Below are 22,406 nucleotides of genomic sequence, written 5' to 3'. Positions count from 1 at the left end.
GACCACAGCGGCTTGCGCCCCGGCCGAGCCTCGGCTTTGGTTCACGCGATCATGCCAGTTCCTAACCGGGCATTTGTTGCACATCAACGGCGGCGAGTTCATGGTGTAGGCCCGCAATCAACAGGAGCGCTTCAGCGTGAAGGGATACTGGCTCATCGTCGGAACCGAGATTTCGGATCAGGAGGCGCAGGCCGAGTACGGCCGCCTCTGGAAGCCGATCGGCGAAAAATACCAGGCAAGGACCAACGCGACAAAGCAGCCGCCGCTGCTGGTTGAGGCGCGCGACGCCGGCCGCATGATCCTGGTGGAGTTTCCGTCCCTCGAGATCGCCAAGGCCTGCTATGCCGACCCAGCCTACGAGGAAGCCAAGCGCCTTGCGCTCAAGGCGTCGAATCGGGTGCTCGTGATGTTCGAAGGGGATCTCGGGTAGGGGCTATCGGCAGTGTTGCCGAAGATTCCGCGTCAGACCGGGTTGCTGAGTTATTGAAAGGATGGTGGGCGTGACAAGGATTGAACTTGTGACCCCTGCAATGTCAATGCAGTGCTCTCCCGCTGAGCTACACGCCCATCCGAAGCCGCGCATACACCACTTTTGATCCGGCACGTCAATAGCGGGAATGTGGAAAGACGGCTTCCGTTTGTCGCATCGGCGAAGCGCTTGCCGACGCAAGCCCCGACGCAGGTCGAAGGCGGCTCAGGCCGCCTGCAGCATCTTCTCGACCTCGTTGACGAGATCGCGCAGGTGGAAGGGCTTGGACAGCACCTTGGCGTCCTTAGGCGCCTTGGAATCCGGGTTGAGCGCCACGGCGGCGAAACCGGTGATGAACATCACCTTGAGGTCCGGATCGATCTCGGTGGCGCGGCGGGCAAGCTCGATGCCGTCCATTTCCGGCATGACGATGTCGGTCAGGAGCAGCGAGAAAGGCTCCTCGCGCAGCCGCTCGTAGGCACTGGCGCCATTGTCGAAATCGCTTACCTGGTAGCCGGCGCGCTCCAGCGCCTTGACGAGGAAGCGGCGCATATCGTCATCGTCTTCCGCCAGCAGAATGCGTGCCATCATGTCCCGTCCGAATCACCCGCCCCAAGCCTGCCGCCGGGCAAGGCCGTTAACCATCCTGTATATGAGGATGCGTCGGTAAACATCAAGTGAATGAAGGGCATCCCACATTCGGTTCATGCTGCGGTTTCGCGCCTGAAATGCTGGACATGCGGCACGCAAGATGGCAAGTTTTACGTCATGACGCAGTGCTGTTTCCTGGTTCGTGCAAATTGAAGACGGCAGCCGAGGATTTTTCGGTCGTTCCACCCTTCGAAATCCGATCGGGCGCCGAACAGCGCGTTCCCTTCCTCTTCAATTCACCGCATAGCGGCCGCCACTATCCGGAGCGCTTCCTGGCGATGGCGCGGCTCGACCGAAACGCCATCCGCCGGTCGGAGGATTGCTATGTCGAGGAACTCTTCGGCGGCGCCGTGCCGCTCGGCGCGCCGCTGCTGGCGGCCAATTTTCCGCGCGCCTATCTCGACGTCAACCGCGAGCCCTGGGAACTCGATCCGCGCATGTTCGCGGAACCGGTGCCGTCCTTCTGCAACATCCGCTCGGCGCGCGTCGCCGGCGGGCTGGGCACGGTGCCGAAACTGGTCGGCGAAGGGCTCGACATCTATCCTGGCCGCCTGCCGCTCTCCGAGGCCGTGGGGCGTATCGAAGCGGTGTATAAGCCTTACCATGAGACACTGAAGCGGCTCCTGACCAGGACGCATGCCAGGTTCGGCTATGCCGTGCTGATCGACTGCCACTCGATGCCGGCCAGCATCCGCGTCGGCGACAATGGCGCGCGGCCCGACTTCATCATCGGCGATCGCTTCGGCATTTCGGCCTCGCCGGCGCTCACCGAAATGGCGATCAGCCTGCTTGTCGGGATGGGCTATTCGGTGGCCCACAACAAGCCCTATGCCGGCGGGTTCATCACCGAGCATTACGGTCGCCCGGCGCGGCATCTGCATGCGCTGCAGGTCGAGGTCAATCGCGGGCTTTACATGGACGAGCGGACGTTCCGGAAATCGGCCGGCTTCGACGCCTTGGCTAACGACCTGACCCGCTTCGCGGCAGATCTGATGTCGATGCCAGACCATCATTTCGTCGATTTGCCGCTCGCGGCCGAATGACGGCGCGGTCGGCGCGCCGAGTTCTTTGTAAACGCAATTCCGGACGGAAAACCGTCTCACGCTTTTCCTGGAATTGCTCGAAAAAAAGACCGCATCGTTTTCACGACACGGTCGAAGTCTAGGGAGGAAACGCCCAAGGAGGGCATGGACAGGAAAACCTGTCCGATGACGAAATTATTGTGCGGCGCACAAATGTCAATCGACATCGGGCTTTTTTAATTCAATATGATGTGGAAATTCCGCTTCGGCGGTTCGAATGTGACATTCGGGCAACAGAAAACGGGCGCCTGAAGGGTTTTCAGCGCGCCTGTCCTGCGAGAAAAAGCGGCCGGCAAGGGCCGCCGCATTGGGGAGAGCGACTTGGATATCAGCATCGATTTCATGCGGCGCATCGCGCATGCCGCCGCCGCGGAGACCTTGCCGCGCTTCCGCAGCCAGGCGTCGGTCACCAACAAGGAGGCGGGAAGCTTCGATCCGGTCACCGAGGCCGATCGCGAGGCCGAGCGCGTGATCCGGGCGCTGATTTCCGCCGAATATCCCGAGCACGGCATCCTCGGCGAAGAGCATGGCAGCGAAAACATCTCCAGCCGGCATGTCTGGGTGATCGATCCGATCGACGGCACCCGCGCCTTCATTTCCGGCATCCCGGTCTGGGGAACGCTGGTCGGGCTGACCGTCGATGGCGAGGCGGTCGCCGGCATGATGTCGCAACCTTTCACCGGCGAGCTGTTTTATGCCAACGCGTCCGGTTCGCACTACGAAGGACCGGGCGGCCCGCGCAAGCTCGCGACCCGCAGGACGACGGAGCTTTCCCAGGCGACGCTGTTCACCACCACGCCGGCTTTGTTCAAGGGCGAGGCGCGCAAACGCTACGATCAGTTCGAGACGAAGGTCCAGCTCGCCCGCTACGGCACCGACTGCTACGCCTTCGCCATGCTGGCGGCGGGCAGCGTCGACATCGTCGCCGATCCTGGGCTGAAGCCCTACGACATCGTCGCGCTGATCCCGATCATCGAGAAGGCCGGCGGCGTCATCACCACATTCGACGGCGGGCCGGCGGAGAAGGGCGGCGACATACTGGCGGCGACGACCCCCGAGCTGCATGCGGCGGCGATGGCGGCGCTGCACGGGTGATCCGCGCGGCTGCGACGATCAGGCGTCGCCGGTGCCTGGGATGAAGGCATCGAAGGCGGCGAGAAGCTGCTCGCGGTAGATGTCCCTCTCCTGCAGGATCTCGTGTTCGGCGCCGTCGATCATCAACAGCGAGCCGACGCGCAGCTTCCTGGCATAGGCCTCCACCGCCTTGGTCGAGACCACCCGGTCGGCGCCGGCGGCGACGATCAGCATCGGCACCTGAACCCTTGCCATGAAGTCGGGATCGCTGACGGCTTCCGCGGCCGCGGCGGCCGCCTTCAGCCAGCGGATGGTCGGGCCGCCAAGCGCGAGCTGCGGCCAGGCCTCATAGATCCCGACATTGCGCCGGTAGCGTTCTGGGTCCGACGTCACCTTGTTCACCTCGAAAGGCGGCGGCGATTTCGGCCGCGGGCCTAGCGCGGCATAGAGTCGGCCGAGACCCAGCGCACAGAAGAGCGCGCAAACGCGCCGGACCGTGCTGATCGACACCGGCAGGTCTGGCACGGCGAGGAAGGGCGTCAGCAGCACCATGCGCCGCACACGGTTGACCATCGACGGCGAGGCAAGCAGCGCGATCACGGCTCCGGTCGAGTGGGCGAGAATGTAGTAGGGGCCGCGGCAGTCGGGCAGCACGATCTCCTCGAAGAATTGCTCGAGGTCGCGCGTATAGTCGCGGAAGCTGCGAACGTAGCCGCGCTGGCGGTTCTTCAGCAGGCGGCTGGAATCGCCCTGGCCGCGCCAGTCGAGGATGGCGACGCCGAAGCCGCGGTCGGCGAGGTTACGGATGGTCTCGAAATATTTCTCGATGCATTCGTTGCGGCCGGTCAGCAGAACCACCGTGCCCTGCAGCGGACGGGTAACGGCGGTAAACACGCCGTAGCGGATCTTCTTGCGGTCACGCGTCGTGAAGAAGCCGCCCGCGGCATTCTGCGGCGCGGGATTGTCCTCGGTGTGATGGAAAAGATCCGTCATTCAGCGCATCGTCGGTTATCGTGACCCGCAGGCGTAGGCATGGTGATAGACGGGCAGGCGGCAAAAGCAAAGCGCTGCGGGGATTTACGTGGCAACCCACAAAGGGGAGGCCGGAAGTGCCTGCGGCGCGCTTCCGGCCTCTGTCGATCCGGGAGGAAGGGACGTTGCACCCGGTTCGGCCTCGACGCGGCGCGGAAAAAGAGGCGCCGCTTGTCTGCATGTTGGCCAAAGCCTAAAGCCGGCTGGCTGAACGAATGCCGAAGCCCGAATTCATCCACCGTTCATCAACGTGGCCGCATTGCGGCCGCGACGAAAGCCTTGAAATGGGTTTTTGGGCTTCCCAAATGAAGGTTGCGGCCGCCGATTGTCGGGGCCGCTGGCCCCTCCGAAACGCCTTTCGAGGGTTTCGCACCGGGTCATACGCAAACCATGTTGCTCAACAGGAGAACACTCTATGCGTCACGTTGATTTTTCCCCGCTTTATCGCTCGACCGTCGGCTTCGACCGGCTGTTCACCATGCTCGACTCGCTCGGCCAGCCCGAGACCGCTCAGACCTACCCGCCCTACAACATCGAGCGCACCGGCGAGAATGCCTATCGCATCTCGATGGCCGTTGCCGGCTTCTCGGAAGACGAGATTTCGATCGAAGCCCACCGCAACGTGCTGACCGTCAAGGGCGAACGTAAGGAAGAGAACAACGGCGAAGGTTCCGAGCTGCTCTACCGCGGCATCGCCGCGAGGTCCTTCGAGCGCCGCTTCCAGCTTGCCGACCATGTCGAAGTGGAAGGCGCCACGCTGAAGAACGGCCTGCTCTTCGTCGACCTCAAGCGCAACATTCCGGAGGAGCTGAAGCCGCGCAAGATCGCGATCACCTCGTCTTCGGACAAGGCCAAGCAGATCGAAGCCAAGGCCGCCGCGTAACCCGCGCTCCATCCAAGACCCAAGTCTCCCTCCCGAGACGAAAGCGGCGCTGAAAGGCGCCGCTTTTTTATTGTGCCATCGGCAAGGGGCCTTTCTGGCCCTTTTGAAGCAGGCACCGGCGGGCCATGAAGGGCCATGTCCGATTTCTCCCTGGTGCTGACAGCCACGATCGCAACCACTTTCCTGCTCGCCGGTATCGTCAAGGGCGTGACCGGCATGGGCCTGCCGACGCTGGCCATGGGATTGCTGGGCACCATCATGCCGCCAGTGATGGCGGCATCGCTGCTCATCGTGCCGTCCTTCGTCACCAATGTCTGGCAGCTTTTCGCCGGTCCTAGCTTCTCGGCGATCCTGCGCCGGCTGTGGCTGATGATGGCCGGCATTCTGGTGGGAACGATCATCGGCGCCCGTTTGCTCGCCAGCGACAATGTCAAATGGACGACGGCGGGCCTCGGCGCGGCGTTGATCGTCTATGCCGCCTACAGCCTTTTGGCACGGCAGCCGACCGTTCCGGCGCGCGCCGAGCGCTGGTCGTCGCCGGTCGTGGGCTTCCTCACCGGCCTGGTCACCGGCTGCACCGGCGTGTTCGTGGTGCCGGCCGTGCCCTACATCCAGGCGCTGGCCTTGAGCCGCGACGACCTCATCCAGTCGCTCGGGCTTTCCTTCACGGTGTCGACGATCGCGCTGGCGCTGGGCCTTGCCTCGCATGGTGCCTTCGAGGCTGGACATCTGGCGATGTCGTCGCTTGCCGTGCTGCCGGCCTTGCTCGGCATGTGGCTGGGACAGGTGCTGCGCCAGAAGATCAGTCCGGCGACCTTCCGTCGCTGGTTTCTGATTTTTCTGATCCTGCTCGGTGTCGAGCTCTTGCTGCGGCCTTTGCTCGCCTAGCTGCACCGCAGCCTATTGGCCATTTGCCGCAAGAACGGCCTCGACATTTTGGCGGTGAACGGCCTCGTAGGGCGCAAAATACTCAACCGCCGTTGTCGCAAACATATCGGCGCCGAAGGTTTTCAAATCCTGCTTCGCCAAGTTGGAGTCTTGCCGGCAGGCAAGCAGCTTTCGGACATAGGCATCGGTCGCCGCGATGAAGCTCTTGTCGTAGCCGCCGGCTTCGATCGCCTCGAAGGAACCGTGGTTGGGCAGGATCCGATCGAACTGCCAACCGGACATGCGCTCGAGGTCGATCAGATGTTCCGCCAGACGCTCCGGCTCAGAGACATAGGTGACCGAATCCTCCAGCGTGTCACCGGCGAATAGGAGGCCAGCATCGGGCATGACCAGCACAGTGCCGTCATGGCTGTGTATTTCGACCTGGCGCAGTTCGACCGGGATGGCCCCGACCGTCAGGCTTAAGCTGTTCTCGAACGTCCTGTTGGGCAGCACCAGCGGCTTGATCGGCGGATTGCCGCTCTCGATGTCGGCCCGGGCGCGTTCGAGTGCCGAGGCGGTGAGGCGGTTGGCGATGATCTCGCAATCCTGGAACACTTCGTTGCCGGCGATATGGTCGTCATGCCAGTGGCTGAGCACGACGCGTATCGAGGTTGCGCCCATCGCCTCGAGGGTTCGCCGGATGAAGCGGGCATGAGGCAGGGATACATGCGTGTCGTAGACGAGCGCCTGCGATCCATCGACGATCGCATAGGTGCAGATGCCGAGCGTGTAAGCGCCGTCGTCGAGCCAATTCGGCTCGTCCGACCAGATGCGAACGCCATCGACGCGGCCGTCGTAGAAGCCCAGCACGTTGTGCGCCGGACGAACCAGCCGCATGGTTGAGCCGAGAGATGGCCTGGTCATCCGGTTGCCCTCTACTTGCAAAACTCAGGCGAGCATCTGACCAAGGCGATCGATCTCTTGCGTCGTGGTCGCGAAGCTGGCGACGAAACGGTAGATCGCTTCATTGTCGCCCAGATGCCCGTCGAAACCCTGCGGCACGCCCCATTCGTAGAATTTGGCGCCGGCCGCCTGCAGCTTTTCCGCCGTGGCGCGACCGAGAATGGCGAACACTTCGTTGGCCTGCGGCAGCCAGGCGAGCCTGCCGGCCGGCGCGTCCTCGATCGTCTCGGCCAGATGCGCGGCCATCGCATTGGCGTGCCCGGCCATCCGCAGCCACAGATCGTCGGTGAGATAGGCCTCGAATTGGGCCGAAATGAAACGGGCCTTGGAGAAGGTCTGTCCGGCGCGCTGGCGCAGCAGGCGCAATTCCTTGCCGACATCGGGATTGAGGATCACCACCGCGTCGGCCATCCAGCAACCGTTCTTGGTGGCGCCGAAGGAGATCAGGTCGACGCCGCTCTTCCAGGTCATTTCGGCCGGGCTGGCGCCCGTCGCCGCGATCGCATTGGCAAAGCGCGCGCCGTCCATGTGCAGCGGCAGCTTGTGGCGGCGGCTGACCTCGGCGATCGCCTTGACGTCGTCGACGCTGTAGACCGTGCCGACCTCGGTCGCCTGGGTGACGGTCACCGCCATCGGCTGGCCGGCAGGGGCGAGATCCTGCGAATAGCGCTTTATGGCCCGGTCGAGCGCCTCCGGGTTGATGCGCCCCAGCGGTCCCCGCACCGGCGCGGTGCGCGCGCCGCCGGTGTAGAAGCTCATTGCGCCGAACTCGTCGACATGCATATGCGCCTCGGAATGGCAAAGAGCGATGCCGCCGATACGGTTCACCCAAGCCATGGAAAGCGCGTTGGCCGCCGTGCCGGTCGCGACGAAGAAGACCTGCACCTCGCGCTCGAAGATATCGTTGAAGCGGCGATAGACGGCGCGGTCCAGATCGCCGTCGCCGTAAGCGACAGCGGTGCCCGCGGCATGGCGCGACAGGTTGGCCGAAATATCGGGGTGAACGCCCGCCCAGTTGTCGGATGCAAAAAACATCGAGAGGTCCATATCGTGATTGGCAAAAGCGGCGCGACTTGATCGCTTCGGCGACCGGAGCGCAAGGGCCAATGATTGGCAAAGCGGTGAAGCCAGCCCCGTCGCCGCAAGGCGCCTGGACCAAAGCTTACGTTTGCGGCGCCTGTCACGAAATTTTGTGTCGCGGCGCCGTCAAGATTTTTGTGAATCGGTCTTGTGTGGGTGCCGGATTTCTGCCATAAAAAATTTAGGACAGTAGTGCTGTCTTATTTTGTCGCACAAAACAGGCTGGACTGGCGTATCATCGATGCCATTCCGGCCATTGTCGCGAGCGGCGGGTAGACGGCCCGGCTCTGGCCTGTACGATACCGGATGCGAACCGGGCGTATAGCCGTATGGTTCGATGGATTTCGCGAGACGTGCAGCAGGATCAAAGGGGAAGCATTCTCGCTTCCCAAGGCAAACCAGCGCCCTCAGACAGTCAGGGCCAAGGTGGAGAACGGAGGACAGGACGATGACGGAACTGACGCCATCTGCGATCAACGGCCAGGCCGCGCAGACGAAAGCGACAGCCGTTAAAAATATCGTCCTGGCCAAAGACCTCCGAACTGCCGGCGGCATCGCCGCGCAGGGCCTCTACGATCCGCGCAACGAGCATGACGCCTGCGGCGTCGGCTTCATCGCCAACATGAAGGGCGCAAAGTCGCACCGGATCGTCGAGGACGGTCTGGCGATGCTGGAAAACCTCACCCATCGCGGCGCCGTCGGCGCCGACCCCCTGGTCGGCGATGGCGCCGGCGTGCTGGTGCAGATCCCTGACGGCTTCTTCCGCGAGGAAATGGCGGCCAAGGGCGTCGAGTTGCCGCCGTCCGGCCAATACGGCGTCGGCCACTGGTTCATGCCGCAGGATGCTGCCCTGCGCGCCCATATCGAGGAGATCATCGCCGAATCGGCGCAGTCGGAAGGCCTGCCGCTCCTCGGCTTCCGCGACGTGCCGGTCGACAATTCGTCGTTGTCGAAGGCACCCGACATCGTCGCGTCCGAGCCGTTCCACCGGCAGGTGTTCATCGGCCGTACGCCCGACATCACCGACGACGAGGAATACGAGGCGCGACTCTATCTGCTGCGCAAGGTGATCTCGGGGCGCATCTATGCCGAGAACAACAACCGCGATATCGGCTCCTATTGCGTGTCGCTGTCGGCGCGCACCATCGTCTACAAGGGTATGTTCCTGGCTTACCAGGTCGGGGCCTATTACAAGGACCTCAAGGACCCACGTTTCGAGACCGCGCTGATCCTCGTCCATCAGCGTTTCTCGACCAACACCTTCCCGTCGTGGAAGCTCGCGCATCCCTACCGCATGGTCGCGCATAATGGCGAGATCAACACGGTGCGCGGCAACAACAACTGGATGGCGGCGCGTCAGGCTTCGGTCGATTCCGAACTGTTCGGCAACAACATCTCGAAGCTGTGGCCGATCTCCTATGAGGGCCAGTCGGACACGGCGTGCTTCGACAACGCGCTCGAGTTCCTGTTCCAGGGCGGCTATTCGCTCAGCCACGCCATGATGATGCTGATCCCGGAAGCCTGGGCCGGCAACAAGCTCATGGATTGCGACCGCAAGGCTTTCTACGAATACCATGCGGCGCTGATGGAGCCGTGGGACGGTCCGGCCGCGGTGGTGTTCACCGACGGCCGTCAGATCGGCGCCACGCTCGACCGCAACGGCCTGCGCCCGGCGCGCTACATCGTCACCGACGACGACCGGGTCATCATGGCTTCGGAGGCCGGCGTGCTGCCGGTGCCGGAGGACAAGATCGTGCAGAAGTGGCGGCTGCAGCCCGGCCGCATGCTGCTCATCGATCTCGCCAAGGGCCGCATCGTCTCCGACGAAGAGATCAAGTCGGAGATCGCGACCAGGCATCCCTACAAGACCTGGCTCGCCAACACGCAGCTCATTCTCGAAGACCTCAAGCCGGTCGAGCCGCGCGCGCTGCGCAAGGACGTCAGCCTGCTCGATCGCCAGCAGTCGTTCGGCTACACGCAGGAAGACACCAAGCTTCTCATGGCGCCGATGGCCACCACCGGCCAGGAAGCCGTCGGCTCGATGGGCACCGACACGCCGATCTCGGCGATGTCGGACAAGTCGAAGCTGCTCTACACCTATTTCAAGCAGAACTTCGCCCAGGTCACCAACCCGCCGATCGACCCGATCCGCGAGGAGCTGGTGATGAGCCTGGTGTCGTTCATTGGGCCGCGGCCGAATATCTTCGACCTGGTCGGCACGTCGCGCCGCAAGCGGCTCGAAGTGCGTCAGCCGATCCTGACCAATGGCGACCTCGAGAAGATCCGCTCCATCGGCCACACCGAGGACCGTTTCGACACCAAGACGATCGACATCACCTACGGCTCGAACGAGGGCGCTGCCGGCATGCAGGGCGCCATCGACCGGCTCTGCGAGCGCGCCGAGGCGGCGGTCGCCGGCGGCTACAACATCATCATCCTGTCCGACCGCCAGGTCGGTCCGGACCGCATCGCCATTCCTTCGCTGCTGGCGACAGCGGCCGTGCATCATCACCTGATCCGCAAGGGCCTGCGCACCTCGGTCGGCCTCGTGGTGGAGACCGGCGAGCCGCGCGAAGTGCATCACTTCTGTTGTCTGGCCGGCTACGGCGCCGAGGCGATCAATCCCTATCTCGCCTTCGACACGCTGCTCGACATGCACAAGCGCGGCGAGCTGCCGGAAGAGGTCGACGAGTACGAGGTGGTCTCGCGCTACATCAAGTCGATCGGCAAGGGTATCCTCAAGGTGATGTCCAAGATGGGCATCTCGACCTACCAGTCCTATTGCGGCGCGCAGATCTTCGACGCCATCGGGCTGAAGTCGGATTTCGTCGAGAAGTATTTCACCGGCACCGCGACGCTGATCGAGGGCGTCGGCCTGGACGAGATCGCCACCGAGACGCTCAGCCGCCATGGCGATGCCTTCGGCAGCGATCCGGTGCTGCGCAACAACCTCGAGGTGGGCGGCGAATATATGTACCGCATGCGCGGCGAGGCGCATATGTGGTCGCCCGACGCGGTCGCCAGCCTGCAGCACGCCGTGCGGCAAGGCTCGTGGGATACGTTCAAGGACTACTCGGCGCAGATCGACAGCGCGACCGCGCGGGCGCAAACCATCCGCGGCCTTTTCAAGATCAAGCTGGCGGACGAGAGCGGGCGCAAGAAGGTCGCGATCGACGACGTCATGCCAGCGGCCGAGATCGTCAAGCGCTTCTCGACCGGCGCGATGTCGTTCGGCTCGATCTCCAGGGAAGCGCACACCACGCTGGCGCGCGCCATGAACCAGATCGGCGGCAAGTCGAACACCGGCGAGGGCGGCGAAGAGGCCGACCGCTATCTGCCGCTGCCCGGCGGCGGCAAGAACCCGGAGCGCTCGGCGATCAAGCAGGTCGCTTCGGGACGGTTCGGCGTGACGGCGGAGTACCTGGTCAATTCCGACGTCATGCAGATCAAGGTCGCGCAGGGCGCCAAGCCCGGCGAGGGCGGCCAGCTGCCCGGTCACAAGGTCGATGCGACCATCGCCAAGGTCCGGCACTCGACGCCCGGCGTCGGCCTGATCTCGCCGCCGCCGCATCACGACATCTATTCGATCGAGGATCTGGCGCAGCTGATCTACGATCTGAAGAACGTCAATCCGGCGGCCGACGTGTCGGTCAAGCTGGTGTCGGAAGTCGGCGTCGGCACGGTCGCGGCGGGCGTCGCCAAGGCGCGCGCCGACCACATCACCATCTCCGGCTATGACGGCGGCACCGGCGCCTCGCCGCTGACCTCGCTCAAGCATGCCGGCAGCCCGTGGGAAATGGGCTTGGCCGAAACGCATCAGACGCTGGTGCTCAACGGGTTGCGCTCACGCGTGGCGCTGCAGGTCGACGGTGGGTTGCGCACCGGGCGCGACGTCATCATCGGCGCGCTGCTCGGCGCCGACGAGTTCGGCTTCTCGACCGCGCCGCTGATCGCGGCCGGCTGCATCATGATGCGCAAGTGCCATCTGAACACTTGTCCCGTCGGCGTCGCGACGCAGGACCCGGTGCTGCGCAAGCGCTTCAAGGGTACGCCCGAGCACGTCATCAACTTCTTCTTCTACGTGGCGGAAGAGGTGCGGGCGCTGCTGGCCGAAATGGGCTACACGCATATCGACCAGATCATCGGCGACACCGATCTGCTGGAGAAGCGCGACGTCATCCAGCATTGGAAGGCGCGTGGGCTCGACTTCTCGAAGATGTTCTTCAAGCCGGACGCGCCGCATGAGGCGCTGCACTGGACCGAGCGGCAGAAGCATCCGATCGACGACGTCCTCGACCGCAAGCTGATCGAGTTGGCCAAGCCGGCGCTTGAAAGCAAGCAGCCGGTCAGGATCGAGGTCGACATCCGCAACGTCGATCGCTCGGCGGGCGCGATGCTGTCGGGCGAGGTCGCCAAGCGCTTCAAGCACAAGGGCCTTCGGGAAGACACCATCCAGGTGAAGCTCACTGGCACCGCCGGGCAGTCATTCGCTGCTTTCCTGGCGCGCGGCGTGTCGTTCGAGCTGGTCGGCGCCGGCAACGACTATGTCGGCAAGGGCCTGTCGGGCGGCCGCATCGTCATCCGACCGCCGGAAGAGGCCAAGATCGTCGCGGCTGACTCGATCATCGTCGGCAACACAGTGCTTTACGGCGCGACCGAGGGCGAAGCCTATTTCGCCGGCGTCGCCGGTGAGCGCTTCGCGGTGCGCAATTCGGGCGTGGCGGCCGTCGTCGAAGGCGTCGGCGACCATGGCTGCGAGTACATGACCGGCGGCATCGTCGTGGTGCTCGGCAAGACCGGGCGCAACTTCGCGGCCGGCATGTCGGGCGGCGTCGCCTATGTGCTGGACGAGAAGGGCGATTTCGCCGAGCGCTGCAACATGGCGATGGTCGAGCTGGAGCCGGTCCCGGAAGAGGACGATCTGATGGAGAAGCTGCTCCATCACGGTGGCGACCTCGACCATAAGGGTCGCGTCGACGTGTCGGGCGACATGACCAGCCATGACGAGGAGCGGCTCTACCAGCTGATCTCGAACCACGTGCATTTCACCGGCTCGGTGCGCGGCCGCGAGATCCTCGACGACTGGCAGAATTTCAGGCCGAAATTCCGAAAAATCATGCCGGTGGAATATCGCCGCGCGCTGATCGAGATGGAACGCATGCGCATGAGCGTGGCGGCGGAATAGTTTCGGGCACGGCCGGGAAGATGACTTTCCGGCCGGCATCCTCACCAACAATCCTGCCCCCGGACTTCGGTTGCCATGGGGGCCTTATGGGGTTAACGGGTGCGCCGACAAGAGCGTGCCTTCGGACAGCAGGGACTGGACTATGGGCAAGGTAACAGGCTTTCTCGAAATCGACCGGCAGGTGCATAAGTACCAGCCGGCTTCCGACCGCATCCGGCATTTCCGCGAATTCACGCTGCCGATGTCGGACAAGGAGGTCGAAAAACAGGCAGCGCGCTGCATGGATTGCGGCATTCCGTTCTGCCACGGGCCGACGGGTTGTCCGATCCACAACCAGATCCCGGACTGGAACGACCTCGTCTACAATGGCGACTGGGACAATGCGATCCGCAACCTGCATTCGACCAACAATTTCCCGGAGTTCACCGGCCGCATCTGCCCCGCGCCGTGCGAGGAAGCCTGCACGCTGAACCTCGAGGACATTCCGGTCGCCATCAAGACGGTCGAGCAGGCGATCGCCGACAAGGCCTATGAGACCGGCCATATCCGGCCCTATCCGCCGGAGAAGAAGACCGGCAAGCGGGTCGCCGTCATCGGTTCCGGCCCGGCCGGCATGGCGGCGGCGCAGCAGCTCGGCCGCGCCGGCCACGACGTGCATGTCTATGAACGCGAGAGCCGCCCCGGCGGGCTGATGCGCTACGGCATTCCGGACTTCAAGATCGAGAAGCACTATATCGACCGGCGCATCGAACAGATGCAGGGCGAGGGCGTCACCTTCCATTGCGGCGTCAATGTCGGCGTCGACATGAGGATCGCCGATCTCATCGAGGAATTCGACGCCGTGCTCTATTGCGGCGGCTCGGAAACGCCGCGCCCGGCCGGTATTCCGGGCGCCGATCTCAGCGGTGTCTACGATGCCATGCCCTATCTGGTGCAGCAGAACCGCCGCGTCGGTGGCGAGCCGATCCAGTCGGTGGCTTGGCCTTCGCACCCGATCATCGCCGGCGGCCAGCATGTCGTCGTGGTCGGCGGCGGCGACACCGCGTCGGACTGCATCGGCACCGCGTTCCGCCAGGGCGCGGTGCGGGTGACGCAGCTCGACATCCGTCCGCAGCCACCGGAGAAGGAAGACAAGCTCGCGGTATGGCCCTATTGGGCGACCAAGATGCGCACGTCCTCCTCGCAGGCCGAGGGCGCGGAGCGCGAGTTCCAGGTGGCGACGCTCGAATTCATCGGCGAGGAAGGCCAGCTGACCGGCGTGCGCTGCTGCGAGGTCGACGACAAGCGCAGGCCGATCGCCGGCACCGAGTTCGTCATTCGCGCCGATCTCGCCTTCATCGCCATCGGCTTTGCCGGGCCGGCGAGCGGCAGCCTGATGAAGGAGCTCGACGGCAAGATCATGGTCGTCACCGACAGCCGCCGTTCGAACAATGTCGAGGCGAACGACCGCGACTACCGGACGAGCGTCGACAAGCTCTATGCGGCGGGTGACGTGCGCCGCGGCCAGTCGCTGGTGGTGTGGGCGATCCGCGAGGGCCGCCAGGCGGCGCGCTCGATCGACGAGGCGTTGATGGGATCGACGGTGCTGCCGCGCTGAGACCGTTTAGAAATTCTACTCCTACGGTCAGCTGATGGCCTTTTGTGCGCTTCCGGTGCTCACGTACGTCAACGTACGCTCCGCTCCGGTTCTCGAAAACACCACCATCTGACTCGCAGGAGCGAATTTCTGAAACGGTCTCCGAGCCGATGAGCTACTGATTGATGCCGGTCGCCGTATCGGGCTGAGCGGCGACGTTCGCCGGCTGTGATTTCGGCGGTCGGGAGAAATCATCCGCGCGGCCGGGTGAAGCTGCCGGCGCCTTGCCTTCGACGATCAGCTTTTCGCCGGGTAGATTCGGATCGGCTTTCGCGGGCTGGGCTGCGCCAAGCAGCTCCGTTCCGCCGTCGAGCGACGGATCGCCGAGCAGCATCGGCGCTGTGCGGTCGACGATGACGGGTGCGGCGGCCGGCTTCGACGCTTCGACCGGCTCGCCGGTCGGCGCCGAGACGGTGGTGACGCTGCCGGGCGCGGCCAGTCCAAGAATCTTGGCCAGCGGCTTTTCCGTATAGAAAGCTAGCTTGCGCTTGCCGGCCTTGGTGACGTTGATGCCGTCGTCGGAGCGCAGGCGCACCGGCTGGCCGTTGATGTCCGGGCCGGAGGTGACGAAAGCGCCGTTCTCGTCGACGAAGCCGTCCCAGACGTCGACGAACTCGCCGTCATGGCTTTGCGCGACCGAGTGATAGATGTCGTTGAAGGCAAGCATGTCGGAGTTCATCTTCGGCACGCGGAAAGCCGGCATGCCGACCCACAGGAACGGCACCTTGGAGTCCTGCAGGGCCTTGCCGAGCGCATCGGTACGGCGCTCATATTCCTTGGTCCAGTTCTCCGAGCGCGGCTGCTCGCGCACGTCGCCGACCTTCATCTGCTGCCGGTCGTTGGAGCCCAGCATGACGACCACGGCGGCTGGCTTCTCGGTCTCGATCAGCGACTTGATCTCGACCGGCCAGTTGTAGACGTCGTCGCGCACGAAGCCGGACGAGCCGTTGGCGCGCGCGACGATCCTGACGGCGGCATTGTCGGCAAAAGCGGTGTCCAGGCCCTCGGCCAGCCCGGCAGCCAGAAAATCGCCGACCACCAGAACGACGCGGGCATCGTTCGTCTTTTCGACGATCGGCGTTTCCGGCTCCGCCGGCGGACGCGGCTTGGGTTTCTTCTTCGGTTTCGGCCGCGGTTTCTCGACGTCCAACGGCGGCTCGATACGTTCGCTGCGGCGCGGGAACAAAAGGTCACGCAACGACCAGCCGCGGCTTTGCTCCTGCGCGAAGGCCGGGGCGTGGAAGGCGCCGGCGGCGGTGACGACAAGCACGGCAAGGGCGAGAATCAGGATCGGCGCCCGGCGAATGCCCTGCCTGATACGCGCAACCGAAACCAAACACCTCTCCATCCCTTGGCGCATGACCGGGCGGACACGCAAAGTCATGCGCAAGCCGAAGCGCTACGGCATCCTTGCCGTGTTTGAAAGGATGCTTGCCGCTATGGCCGGCTCTACTGCTTGCGGAGCCATTTGAGCACTTCCATGCTCGGATAGCCATCCTGGGTCAAGCCGACCTTGGCCTGATAGGCCATGATGGCGGCTTTCGAGCCATCGCCGATCTTGCCGTCGAACTTGCCTTCATAATAGCCGTGCTCGGAAAGCCGCTTCTGCAGTTCCTGGCGCTCCTCGAAGCTGAGCTTGGTGAAAGGCCGCTGCCAGTCCTGCACCAGGCCGGTGCCGCCCGCGATCTCGTCAGCCAGGAGGCCGACGGCCAGAGCGTATTTGTCGGCGTTGTTGTAGGCCTTGATGACCGAGAAGTTCCTGATCATCAGGAAGGCCGGGCCGCCCCTGCCGTCCGGCACCTTCAGCGTCGCCTTGTCGGTCAGGTTCTTGAACGGCTTGCCCCTTGCCCTGACGACGCCGAGCGCCTGCCACTGAGCGATCGTCTTTGCTCCGCCAGGCAGTTTGCCGGCCGGTATGGTGACCTCGTAGCCCCAGGTCTTGCCGGCCTGCCAGCCGTTCTTCTTCAGAAGGTTGGCGGAGGTCGACAGCGCGTCGGGGATCGAATTCCAGATGTCGCGCTTGCCGTTGCCGTCCATGTCGACGGCGTAGCGCTGATAGCTGGTCGGGATGAACTGCGTCTGGCCCATCGCGCCGGCCCATGAGCCCATCAGATGGCTCTCGTCGATGTCACCGGTCTGCAGGATCTTCAGCGCCGCGATCAGCTGGGTGCGAGCATATTTGGAACGCTTCGCGTCGCCATAGGCGAGCGTCGACAGCGAGCGGATGACATTGCGCATGATGTCGTCGCGCTTGAGGATCTCGCCATAGTTCGATTCCATCGACCAGATGGCCAGAAGGATGTTGCGGTCGACACCGAACCGCGCCTCGATGCGGTCGAGCCAAGGCTTCCATTTCTTCGCCATCGCCCTGCCGTTGGCCACGGACTGGTCATGGACGCGGTTGTCGAAATAATCCCAGGCGGGTGCGGTGAATTCCGGCTGGGTGCTGGCCTTTTCCAGCACGACCGGGTCGGGCTCGATGCCTCGCATGGCCTGGTCGTAGACGGCGCCGGAAACGCCGCCGGCGACCGCGGTGGCGCGGAAGCCCGCGACCCACTGGCGAAACCCGGCATCGGCAAAAGCGGGGCCGGCGGGCATCAGCAGGGCCAGGGTGAGGCCGGCAGCCGTCGCGAGGGCCGTCAGGCGCCTGGCCGAGTTTCGAACCGACATCATTTCCTCCTTCGTCAAATCAGGAAGAATCATTCAACGCCGAACCGGGTTAGTATTTAGTTTACCATAGGTGCCGCCGGGAACGAAAAGAGGCGCCGAGGCTTTTAGCTCTCACGTTCAACTTAGCGGTTAGTTAGTCCAACATTCCGGCGCGAAAATGTTCGAGGGGATTGCGGAGCGCGCCGCCGCGCGGATAATTGGCCGAAACGCAAGGGTGGCGCAGCATGAAGCGAGTTCGTAAGGCAGTTTTCCCGGTCGCCGGCCTCGGCACACGGTTCCTTCCGGCCACCAAGGCCATTCCGAAGGAGATGCTGACCGTCGTCGATCGGCCGGTCATCCAGTATGTGGTCGACGAGGCGCGCGACGCCGGCATCGAGCATTTCATCTTCGTGACAGGGCGCAACAAGGCGGTCATCGAGGATCATTTCGACGTCCAGTTCGAGCTCTATGACACGCTCGCCCAGCGCGGCAAGGACGACCAGCTTGCCCGGCTGCAGCGTCTGCAGCCGGCGCCGGGACAGACGAGCTTCACGCGCCAGCAGGTGCCGATGGGTCTCGGTCACGCCGTCTGGTGCGCCCGCGAGCTGGTCGGCGACGAGCCCTTCGCGCTGCTTTTGCCGGATATGATCATGCAGTCGGAAAAGAGCTGCATGAAGGATATGGTCGAGCTCTACGCCGAGACCGGCAACAACATTATCGCCGTGCAGGAATGCGACCCCGCCGAGGCGCATAAATACGGTATCGTCGGCCGCGGGGAGGACACCCATCACGGCTTCCGCATCACCGGCATGGTGGAGAAGCCGAAGCTGGGCACGGCACCCTCCAACCTCTTCATCAACGGCCGCTACATCCTGCAGCCGGAAATCTTCGGCATACTGGAAAGCCAGGAACGCGGCGCCGGCAACGAGATCCAGCTGACCGACGCGATGCTGAAGCTGGAGAAAAAGCAGCCTTTCTACGGCTATCACTACAAGGGGCGCACCTTCGACTGCGGCTCGCCGGAAGGTTTCGTCGAGGCCAATGTCGCCTTTGCGCTCTGGCGCAGCGACATGAACGGGAGCATGGCCAGCGTCATCCGCACGCTGCTCGATGAGGTGCGGCCAGTGGAGCGGCGGGGCGCGGCTTCCTAATCTGTCAGCGCTGAACCTTCAGCGCTGAACCTTCAATCCGAGATAGATGGTGTTGGCGGTGTAGTCGCGGCCAGGCAGATTGCTGGTCAGCTTCTCGGTCCTGACCCTGGTGGTAAGGCCGGCATAACGGTTCAGCCACCAGGTCAGGCCGGCTTCGGCGCTCAGAATCATGTCGTGGCCGTCGGAGCCGGTGTAGTCGCGCCAGTCGAGGCCGAGCGCCGTGTTCGCCGTCAGATTGGCGCGGATTTGGCGCTCGCCGGTCAGACGACCGGAGTAGAGGATGTCGCCGCTCTGATCCGCCGTAGTGGTCGTCTCGACGTTGGTCTTTCCGGTTAGCCCGATTGTGGTGCCGCGCTCGGGCGACCATTTGAGGTCGGCATTGATGGACGGCCCGGCGATTGCCGGGAGGCGGCTGTCGTCAAGCGCCTCGCGCAACCAGCCGACGGAGAATTCGCCGGACAGCTTCTCACCCATATCGAGCTCGAGGCCGGCGCGGGCGCCGAGCCGCTTCGAGGAACGCGCGAAATCGTCGGTATCGAGACGCTGGTCATAGACCCTGCGGCCGAGTTCGACTTCCGTGAACGGCGTCAGCGCCGGCGACACCTGATAGCCGGTGCGCAGCGTTGCCGTGTAGAGCGTGTTGTCGCGATCCTTCTGCGATATGCTGGTTCCGTCCGAGAGCTCGGCATCGCCGTAGAAGTCGTGCGAGACCGCGCCGGTCAGCGCGTAACGCATCTTGCCGACGCTCTTTTCGAGACCGAGGCTGCCGTCCACGGTCTGGCGCAGCGGCTGCGAGGTGACGCCGGCGATCGCATCCGGCGAGGAAGCCGATTCGGGTGCCGCCTCGTAGCCCAGCTTGGCGATGGCGCGCAGCTCGTTGTCGAGATCGACATTGAGCTGGCCCTCGATGCGACCCTGCGCGTCGTTGATCTTCTCGCCTGAGACGGTGTTGCGGAACTGGCCGTAGCCGGTGATCAGAGCCGAATTCTCGCGCCAGTCGGAGGTGGCGGTGAAACGCAGCGCGGTTTCGGCGAGAACGGCCGACTTGCCGGTGCTGCTGGCATCGGCATTGGACGTCGCGGTGAAGCCCTGCTCGAGCGTCGGCCGGAAGAGAAAGGTGCCGATCTTGACGCCGGGGGCGGCGAACGGATCGTCCTCGGGCTTCACCTTCTGCCCATCGATCGATCCGGTGCGCTCCTGGCCTGGGTCGAGCTTCTGCTTGTCGACGCTGTCGATGGTGAGGGCGCGGCGATTGGCATCCACCTCGTCGGTGGCGGCGCCATCGGTCTGGCTGCCCGTCGCGGCGGTCGCGGCGGTGGTCGTGCTGTCCGTCGCCGCGCCGGGTTTCTTCTTGGCCTTCTTCTTGTCGGCGGTCTTGGTGCCGGCTCTCGTGCCCCGAGTGCCGGCCTTGGTGTCCTGCTCGCGCTGCTTCGCCGTCGAAGGGCGGCGCGGCTTTACCGGCGCCGTCGTGTCGGCCGGGGAGGCGTCGGTCGCCTGCGGCTGGTCGAAGATACTGTCCGCCGTCGCCTGGTCGTCATCCGGAACGGCGCCGGGGCTTGCCGGCTGATAGGTCGTCGGCGCCGTATCCTGGGCGGCCGCGGGCGCGTTCTGATCCTGCGATCCCTGCGCCCGCAGTTGCCTGGCCTTGCGCTGCTGGTCGGCGAGTATGGCCGATTCGGAAACCTCGCCACGCAGCTCGGTCTCCTGGGAAAATGCCGGCACCGGGCGCAGCATTGCAAGGGCGCTAGCCGTCAGCAGCAGTGCCGCGACGGCAATGCCCTTTCGACCTATTTTCGTTTCAGGCTGGCCCCCGGACATCGTCACCACTGCTTGCGCGGCGCGGTTGCGCCATACTTACCGAACCGTAAATGCGGATGGTTAACGGAGGGTTGAGACCGACTAGCTGTGCTGCCCACAAACGAGCGCGAACGGCAATTCCGTTGGACAGGCGGACGACATGGCGCTAATGGCTTCTGCCATGCATGCGGGGTCCCCAGAAAGAAAGCAGCCGGACAGGCAGGCCGCGATCGAATCGGCGCTGAGAACGGTGGCGACGGAGCAGGCCGGCGTGGCGGCGCTTGGCGCCGCGCTCGCGAACGGACTGGCCGAGCCGTTCGCACGCGCCATCGACCTGATCTCCCATATCGAAGGCCGCGTCATCGTCACCGGCGTCGGCAAGAGCGGCCATATCGGCTCCAAGATTGCCGCAACGCTTGCCTCGACCGGCACGCCCGCCTTCTTCGTCCATTCTGCGGAGGCCAATCACGGCGATCTCGGGATGATCGCCCGCGACGACGCCATCATCGCCATGTCGTGGTCGGGCGAGACCAAGGAACTGATGGGCATCGTCGCCTATTCGAGGCGCTTCTCCATCCCGCTGATCGCCATCACTTCGGGCGAGACCTCGGCGCTGGCTCGGGCGGCGGATGTGGTTTTGCTGTTGCCGATCGTGCCTGAGGCCTGTCCGCACGGGCTGGCGCCGACGACGTCGACGCTTCTGCAACTCGTCATGGGCGATGCGCTGGCGATCGCGCTGCTCGAGGCGCGCGGTTTCACGCCCGATCACTTCCGAACCTTGCACCCGGGCGGGCAGCTTGGCGCCAATCTGACCCTGGTCTCGGAGATCATGCGGACCGGCGACCAGATTCCGCTGGCCCTGGTCGGCACCAAGATGCCGGAAGCGGTGATGACGCTGTCGCAGAAGAAAGTCGGTTGCGTCTGCATCGTCGATGCCAGCGGCAAACTGGTCGGGATCGTCACCGACGGCGACGTCGCGCGCAATCTGCATCGCAATCTGGCCGACGTCAGCGTCGACGAGGTCATGACCCGCACGCCCAAGACGATCGATCCGCAGACGCTTGCGGGCACGGCGATCGCGATGCTCAACGAGCACAATATCGGCGCGCTTGTGGTGATCAAAAACAAAATGCCGGTTGGCGTGGTTCATTTCCACGACCTGCTGCGCATTGGCGCAGCCTGAAGCCGGATGATTTCAGGCCGAATCGGCCTGAAATCTCAATCCGTCCCGGGTTAGTTGCGGACGGGAGGCTACGGCGAGGTCGCCGAGCCTAACCGCTCACACTTCTCCTGGACTTGCTTAGATCGCCTCGACCGTCAGCTCCAGATCGGTATCCGCGGCGCCCGTCACACGCACCTGAGCGCCAACCGGCAGGTCGGGACCGGAGACGCGCCACAGCGTGTCGCCGAGCCGGATACGACCGCGGCCGTTCTTGATCGGCTCGGCCAGCGTTGCCGTGCGGCCGACCATCTGCGCGCCGCGGCGATTGAGCAGCGGCTGGTCGATGCTGCCCTGCCTGCCGACGGCGATCTGCCTGCCGACAAAGGCCGAGACCACGGCAAGCAGAAGGAAAGCAAGGACCTGGACCTGCCAGGTCCAGAAGGCGGCGTCCCAGATCGCCAGCGACACCGCGCCGATGATCAGCGCGGCGATGCCTATCCACAGCATGAACACACCAGGCGCCACGACTTCCATCACCAGGAGCACGATACCGAGAACCATCCAGTTCCACGGGCCGAGTTCCGAAACGATGCGGTCGATCATTGATGTTCTCCCACCCGGAGCAGTTCCTCGTTTCACGGAAACGAGGAACCGTCCTATTTTCTCTGTTTGCCGCAATTCCGAACGGAAAACCGCGTCACACTTTTCCTGGAATTGCGGCC

The 22,406-nt window shown here is 64.1% G+C and carries 18 protein-coding genes and 1 tRNA gene; 9 read left to right on the top strand and 10 right to left on the bottom strand.

What is annotated here, in order from left to right:
- Positions 1-136 precede the first annotated feature (136 nt).
- Positions 137-430 (top strand): DUF1330 domain-containing protein, encoded by a 294-nt coding sequence (locus DPM33_RS05800; protein ID WP_112096444.1) that lies wholly within the window; start codon positions 137-139, stop codon positions 428-430.
- 62 nt (positions 431-492) lie between these two features.
- Here the strand turns inward: DPM33_RS05800 and DPM33_RS05795 are convergent.
- Positions 493-567, bottom strand: a tRNA-Val gene (locus DPM33_RS05795).
- Between the two features lie 127 nt (positions 568-694).
- Positions 695-1,057, bottom strand: a complete 363-nt coding sequence (gene cpdR / locus DPM33_RS05790) for a cell cycle two-component system response regulator CpdR (RefSeq protein WP_006199474.1) — start codon at positions 1,055-1,057, stop codon at positions 695-697.
- 149 nt (positions 1,058-1,206) lie between these two features.
- On the opposite strand from cpdR, the gene DPM33_RS05785 reads away from it, so the two are divergent.
- Positions 1,207-2,163 carry an N-formylglutamate amidohydrolase gene (locus tag DPM33_RS05785; RefSeq protein WP_112096443.1) on the top strand — a complete coding sequence of 319 codons (957 nt, stop codon included), beginning with the start codon at positions 1,207-1,209 and terminating at the stop codon, positions 2,161-2,163.
- A 195-nt stretch (positions 2,164-2,358) separates the two neighbouring features.
- Here DPM33_RS05785 and DPM33_RS35765 read toward each other — a convergent pair whose 3' ends face one another.
- Positions 2,359-2,562: a hypothetical protein gene (locus tag DPM33_RS35765; protein ID WP_146770209.1), complete on the bottom strand. Its 204-nt coding sequence runs from the start codon at positions 2,560-2,562 to the stop codon at positions 2,359-2,361.
- On the opposite strand from DPM33_RS35765, the gene hisN reads away from it, so the two are divergent.
- The gene (gene hisN / locus DPM33_RS05780) at positions 2,524-3,297 is read left to right on the top strand and encodes a histidinol-phosphatase (protein WP_112096442.1); all 774 of its coding nucleotides are present in this window, start codon (positions 2,524-2,526) and stop codon (positions 3,295-3,297) included. The two genes, DPM33_RS35765 and hisN, sit on opposite strands and share 39 nt — an antisense overlap.
- Before the next feature lie 18 nt (positions 3,298-3,315).
- Here the strand turns inward: hisN and DPM33_RS05775 are convergent, their stop codons facing one another.
- Positions 3,316-4,269 carry an alpha/beta fold hydrolase gene (locus DPM33_RS05775; protein ID WP_112096441.1) on the bottom strand — a complete coding sequence of 318 codons (954 nt, stop codon included), beginning with the start codon at positions 4,267-4,269 and terminating at the stop codon, positions 3,316-3,318.
- Between the two features lie 454 nt (positions 4,270-4,723).
- Here DPM33_RS05775 and DPM33_RS05770 point away from each other — a divergent pair, with 454 nt between their 5' ends.
- Together DPM33_RS05770 and DPM33_RS05765 are read left to right on the top strand one after the other, a co-directional pair.
- Positions 4,724-5,191, top strand: coding sequence for an Hsp20 family protein (locus tag DPM33_RS05770; protein ID WP_112096440.1), 468 nt, complete (start codon positions 4,724-4,726; stop codon positions 5,189-5,191).
- 135 nt (positions 5,192-5,326) lie between these two features.
- Positions 5,327-6,079, top strand: coding sequence for a sulfite exporter TauE/SafE family protein (locus DPM33_RS05765; RefSeq protein WP_112096439.1), 753 nt, complete (start codon positions 5,327-5,329; stop codon positions 6,077-6,079).
- Between the two features lie 12 nt (positions 6,080-6,091).
- Here the strand turns inward: DPM33_RS05765 and DPM33_RS05760 are convergent, their stop codons facing one another.
- The gene (locus DPM33_RS05760; protein ID WP_112096438.1) at positions 6,092-6,985 is read right to left on the bottom strand and encodes an MBL fold metallo-hydrolase; all 894 of its coding nucleotides are present in this window, start codon (positions 6,983-6,985) and stop codon (positions 6,092-6,094) included.
- A gap of 24 nt (positions 6,986-7,009) precedes the next feature.
- Positions 7,010-8,059: a threonine aldolase family protein gene (locus tag DPM33_RS05755; protein ID WP_112096733.1), complete on the bottom strand. Its 1,050-nt coding sequence runs from the start codon at positions 8,057-8,059 to the stop codon at positions 7,010-7,012.
- 493 nt (positions 8,060-8,552) lie between these two features.
- Between DPM33_RS05755 and gltB the strand changes: the two genes are divergently transcribed.
- Both gltB and DPM33_RS05745 read left to right on the top strand, forming a co-directional pair.
- Positions 8,553-13,289, top strand: a complete 4,737-nt coding sequence (gltB, locus tag DPM33_RS05750) for a glutamate synthase large subunit (protein WP_112096437.1) — start codon at positions 8,553-8,555, stop codon at positions 13,287-13,289.
- Between the two features lie 142 nt (positions 13,290-13,431).
- Positions 13,432-14,886, top strand: a complete 1,455-nt coding sequence (locus tag DPM33_RS05745) for a glutamate synthase subunit beta (protein ID WP_112096436.1) — start codon at positions 13,432-13,434, stop codon at positions 14,884-14,886.
- A gap of 154 nt (positions 14,887-15,040) precedes the next feature.
- Here DPM33_RS05745 and DPM33_RS05740 read toward each other — a convergent pair whose 3' ends face one another.
- Together DPM33_RS05740 and DPM33_RS05735 are read right to left on the bottom strand one after the other, a co-directional pair.
- A complete protein-coding gene (locus DPM33_RS05740) occupies positions 15,041-16,261 on the bottom strand; it encodes an SGNH/GDSL hydrolase family protein (RefSeq protein ID WP_112096435.1) in 1,221 nt (406 codons plus the stop codon).
- Positions 16,262-16,374: 113 nt separating this feature from the next.
- Positions 16,375-17,595 (bottom strand): lytic murein transglycosylase, encoded by a 1,221-nt coding sequence (locus DPM33_RS05735; protein WP_112096732.1) that lies wholly within the window; start codon positions 17,593-17,595, stop codon positions 16,375-16,377.
- 224 nt (positions 17,596-17,819) lie between these two features.
- On the opposite strand from DPM33_RS05735, the gene galU reads away from it, so the two are divergent.
- Positions 17,820-18,725, top strand: coding sequence for a UTP--glucose-1-phosphate uridylyltransferase GalU (gene galU, locus DPM33_RS05730; protein WP_112096434.1), 906 nt, complete (start codon positions 17,820-17,822; stop codon positions 18,723-18,725).
- An 18-nt stretch (positions 18,726-18,743) separates the two neighbouring features.
- On the opposite strand, the gene DPM33_RS05725 is transcribed toward galU, so the two are convergent.
- Positions 18,744-20,543, bottom strand: a complete 1,800-nt coding sequence (locus DPM33_RS05725) for an outer membrane beta-barrel protein (RefSeq protein ID WP_112096433.1) — start codon at positions 20,541-20,543, stop codon at positions 18,744-18,746.
- Between the two features lie 160 nt (positions 20,544-20,703).
- Between DPM33_RS05725 and DPM33_RS05720 the strand changes: the two genes are divergently transcribed.
- Positions 20,704-21,705 (top strand): KpsF/GutQ family sugar-phosphate isomerase, encoded by a 1,002-nt coding sequence (locus DPM33_RS05720; protein ID WP_112096731.1) that lies wholly within the window; start codon positions 20,704-20,706, stop codon positions 21,703-21,705.
- 117 nt (positions 21,706-21,822) lie between these two features.
- Here DPM33_RS05720 and DPM33_RS05715 read toward each other — a convergent pair whose 3' ends face one another.
- Complete coding sequence (locus DPM33_RS05715; RefSeq protein ID WP_112096432.1) at positions 21,823-22,287, bottom strand: NfeD family protein; 465 nt, start codon at positions 22,285-22,287, stop codon at positions 21,823-21,825.
- Positions 22,288-22,406: the final 119 nt, after the last annotated feature.

The sequence above is a fragment of the Mesorhizobium hawassense genome (assembly GCF_003289945.1).
Classification (GTDB): Bacteria; Pseudomonadota; Alphaproteobacteria; order Rhizobiales; family Rhizobiaceae; genus Mesorhizobium; species Mesorhizobium hawassense.
Note: the sequence above shows the minus strand (reverse complement) of the source record. Positions and strands in the feature narration are given on the sequence as shown.

Bases quoted from the DNA above. Each gene is read 5' to 3' on its own strand.
- cpdR (WP_006199474.1), bottom strand. From the start codon at position 1,057: ATGGCACGCATTCTGCTGGCGGAAGACGATGACGATATGCGCCGCTTC.
- DPM33_RS05785 (WP_112096443.1), top strand. From the start codon at position 1,207: ATGCGGCACGCAAGATGGCAAGTTTTACGTCATGACGCAGTGCTGTTT.
- DPM33_RS35765 (WP_146770209.1), bottom strand. From the start codon at position 2,562: ATGCGCGATGCGCCGCATGAAATCGATGCTGATATCCAAGTCGCTCTC.
- DPM33_RS05775 (WP_112096441.1), bottom strand. From the start codon at position 4,269: ATGACGGATCTTTTCCATCACACCGAGGACAATCCCGCGCCGCAGAAT.
- DPM33_RS05770 (WP_112096440.1), top strand. From the start codon at position 4,724: ATGCGTCACGTTGATTTTTCCCCGCTTTATCGCTCGACCGTCGGCTTC.
- DPM33_RS05765 (WP_112096439.1), top strand. From the start codon at position 5,327: ATGTCCGATTTCTCCCTGGTGCTGACAGCCACGATCGCAACCACTTTC.
- DPM33_RS05760 (WP_112096438.1), bottom strand. From the start codon at position 6,985: ATGACCAGGCCATCTCTCGGCTCAACCATGCGGCTGGTTCGTCCGGCG.
- DPM33_RS05755 (WP_112096733.1), bottom strand. From the start codon at position 8,059: ATGTTTTTTGCATCCGACAACTGGGCGGGCGTTCACCCCGATATTTCG.
- gltB (WP_112096437.1), top strand. From the start codon at position 8,553: ATGACGGAACTGACGCCATCTGCGATCAACGGCCAGGCCGCGCAGACG.
- DPM33_RS05745 (WP_112096436.1), top strand. From the start codon at position 13,432: ATGGGCAAGGTAACAGGCTTTCTCGAAATCGACCGGCAGGTGCATAAG.
- DPM33_RS05735 (WP_112096732.1), bottom strand. From the start codon at position 17,595: ATGTCGGTTCGAAACTCGGCCAGGCGCCTGACGGCCCTCGCGACGGCT.
- galU (WP_112096434.1), top strand. From the start codon at position 17,820: ATGAAGCGAGTTCGTAAGGCAGTTTTCCCGGTCGCCGGCCTCGGCACA.
- DPM33_RS05725 (WP_112096433.1), bottom strand. From the start codon at position 20,543: ATGTCCGGGGGCCAGCCTGAAACGAAAATAGGTCGAAAGGGCATTGCC.
- DPM33_RS05720 (WP_112096731.1), top strand. From the start codon at position 20,704: ATGCATGCGGGGTCCCCAGAAAGAAAGCAGCCGGACAGGCAGGCCGCG.
- DPM33_RS05715 (WP_112096432.1), bottom strand. From the start codon at position 22,287: ATGATCGACCGCATCGTTTCGGAACTCGGCCCGTGGAACTGGATGGTT.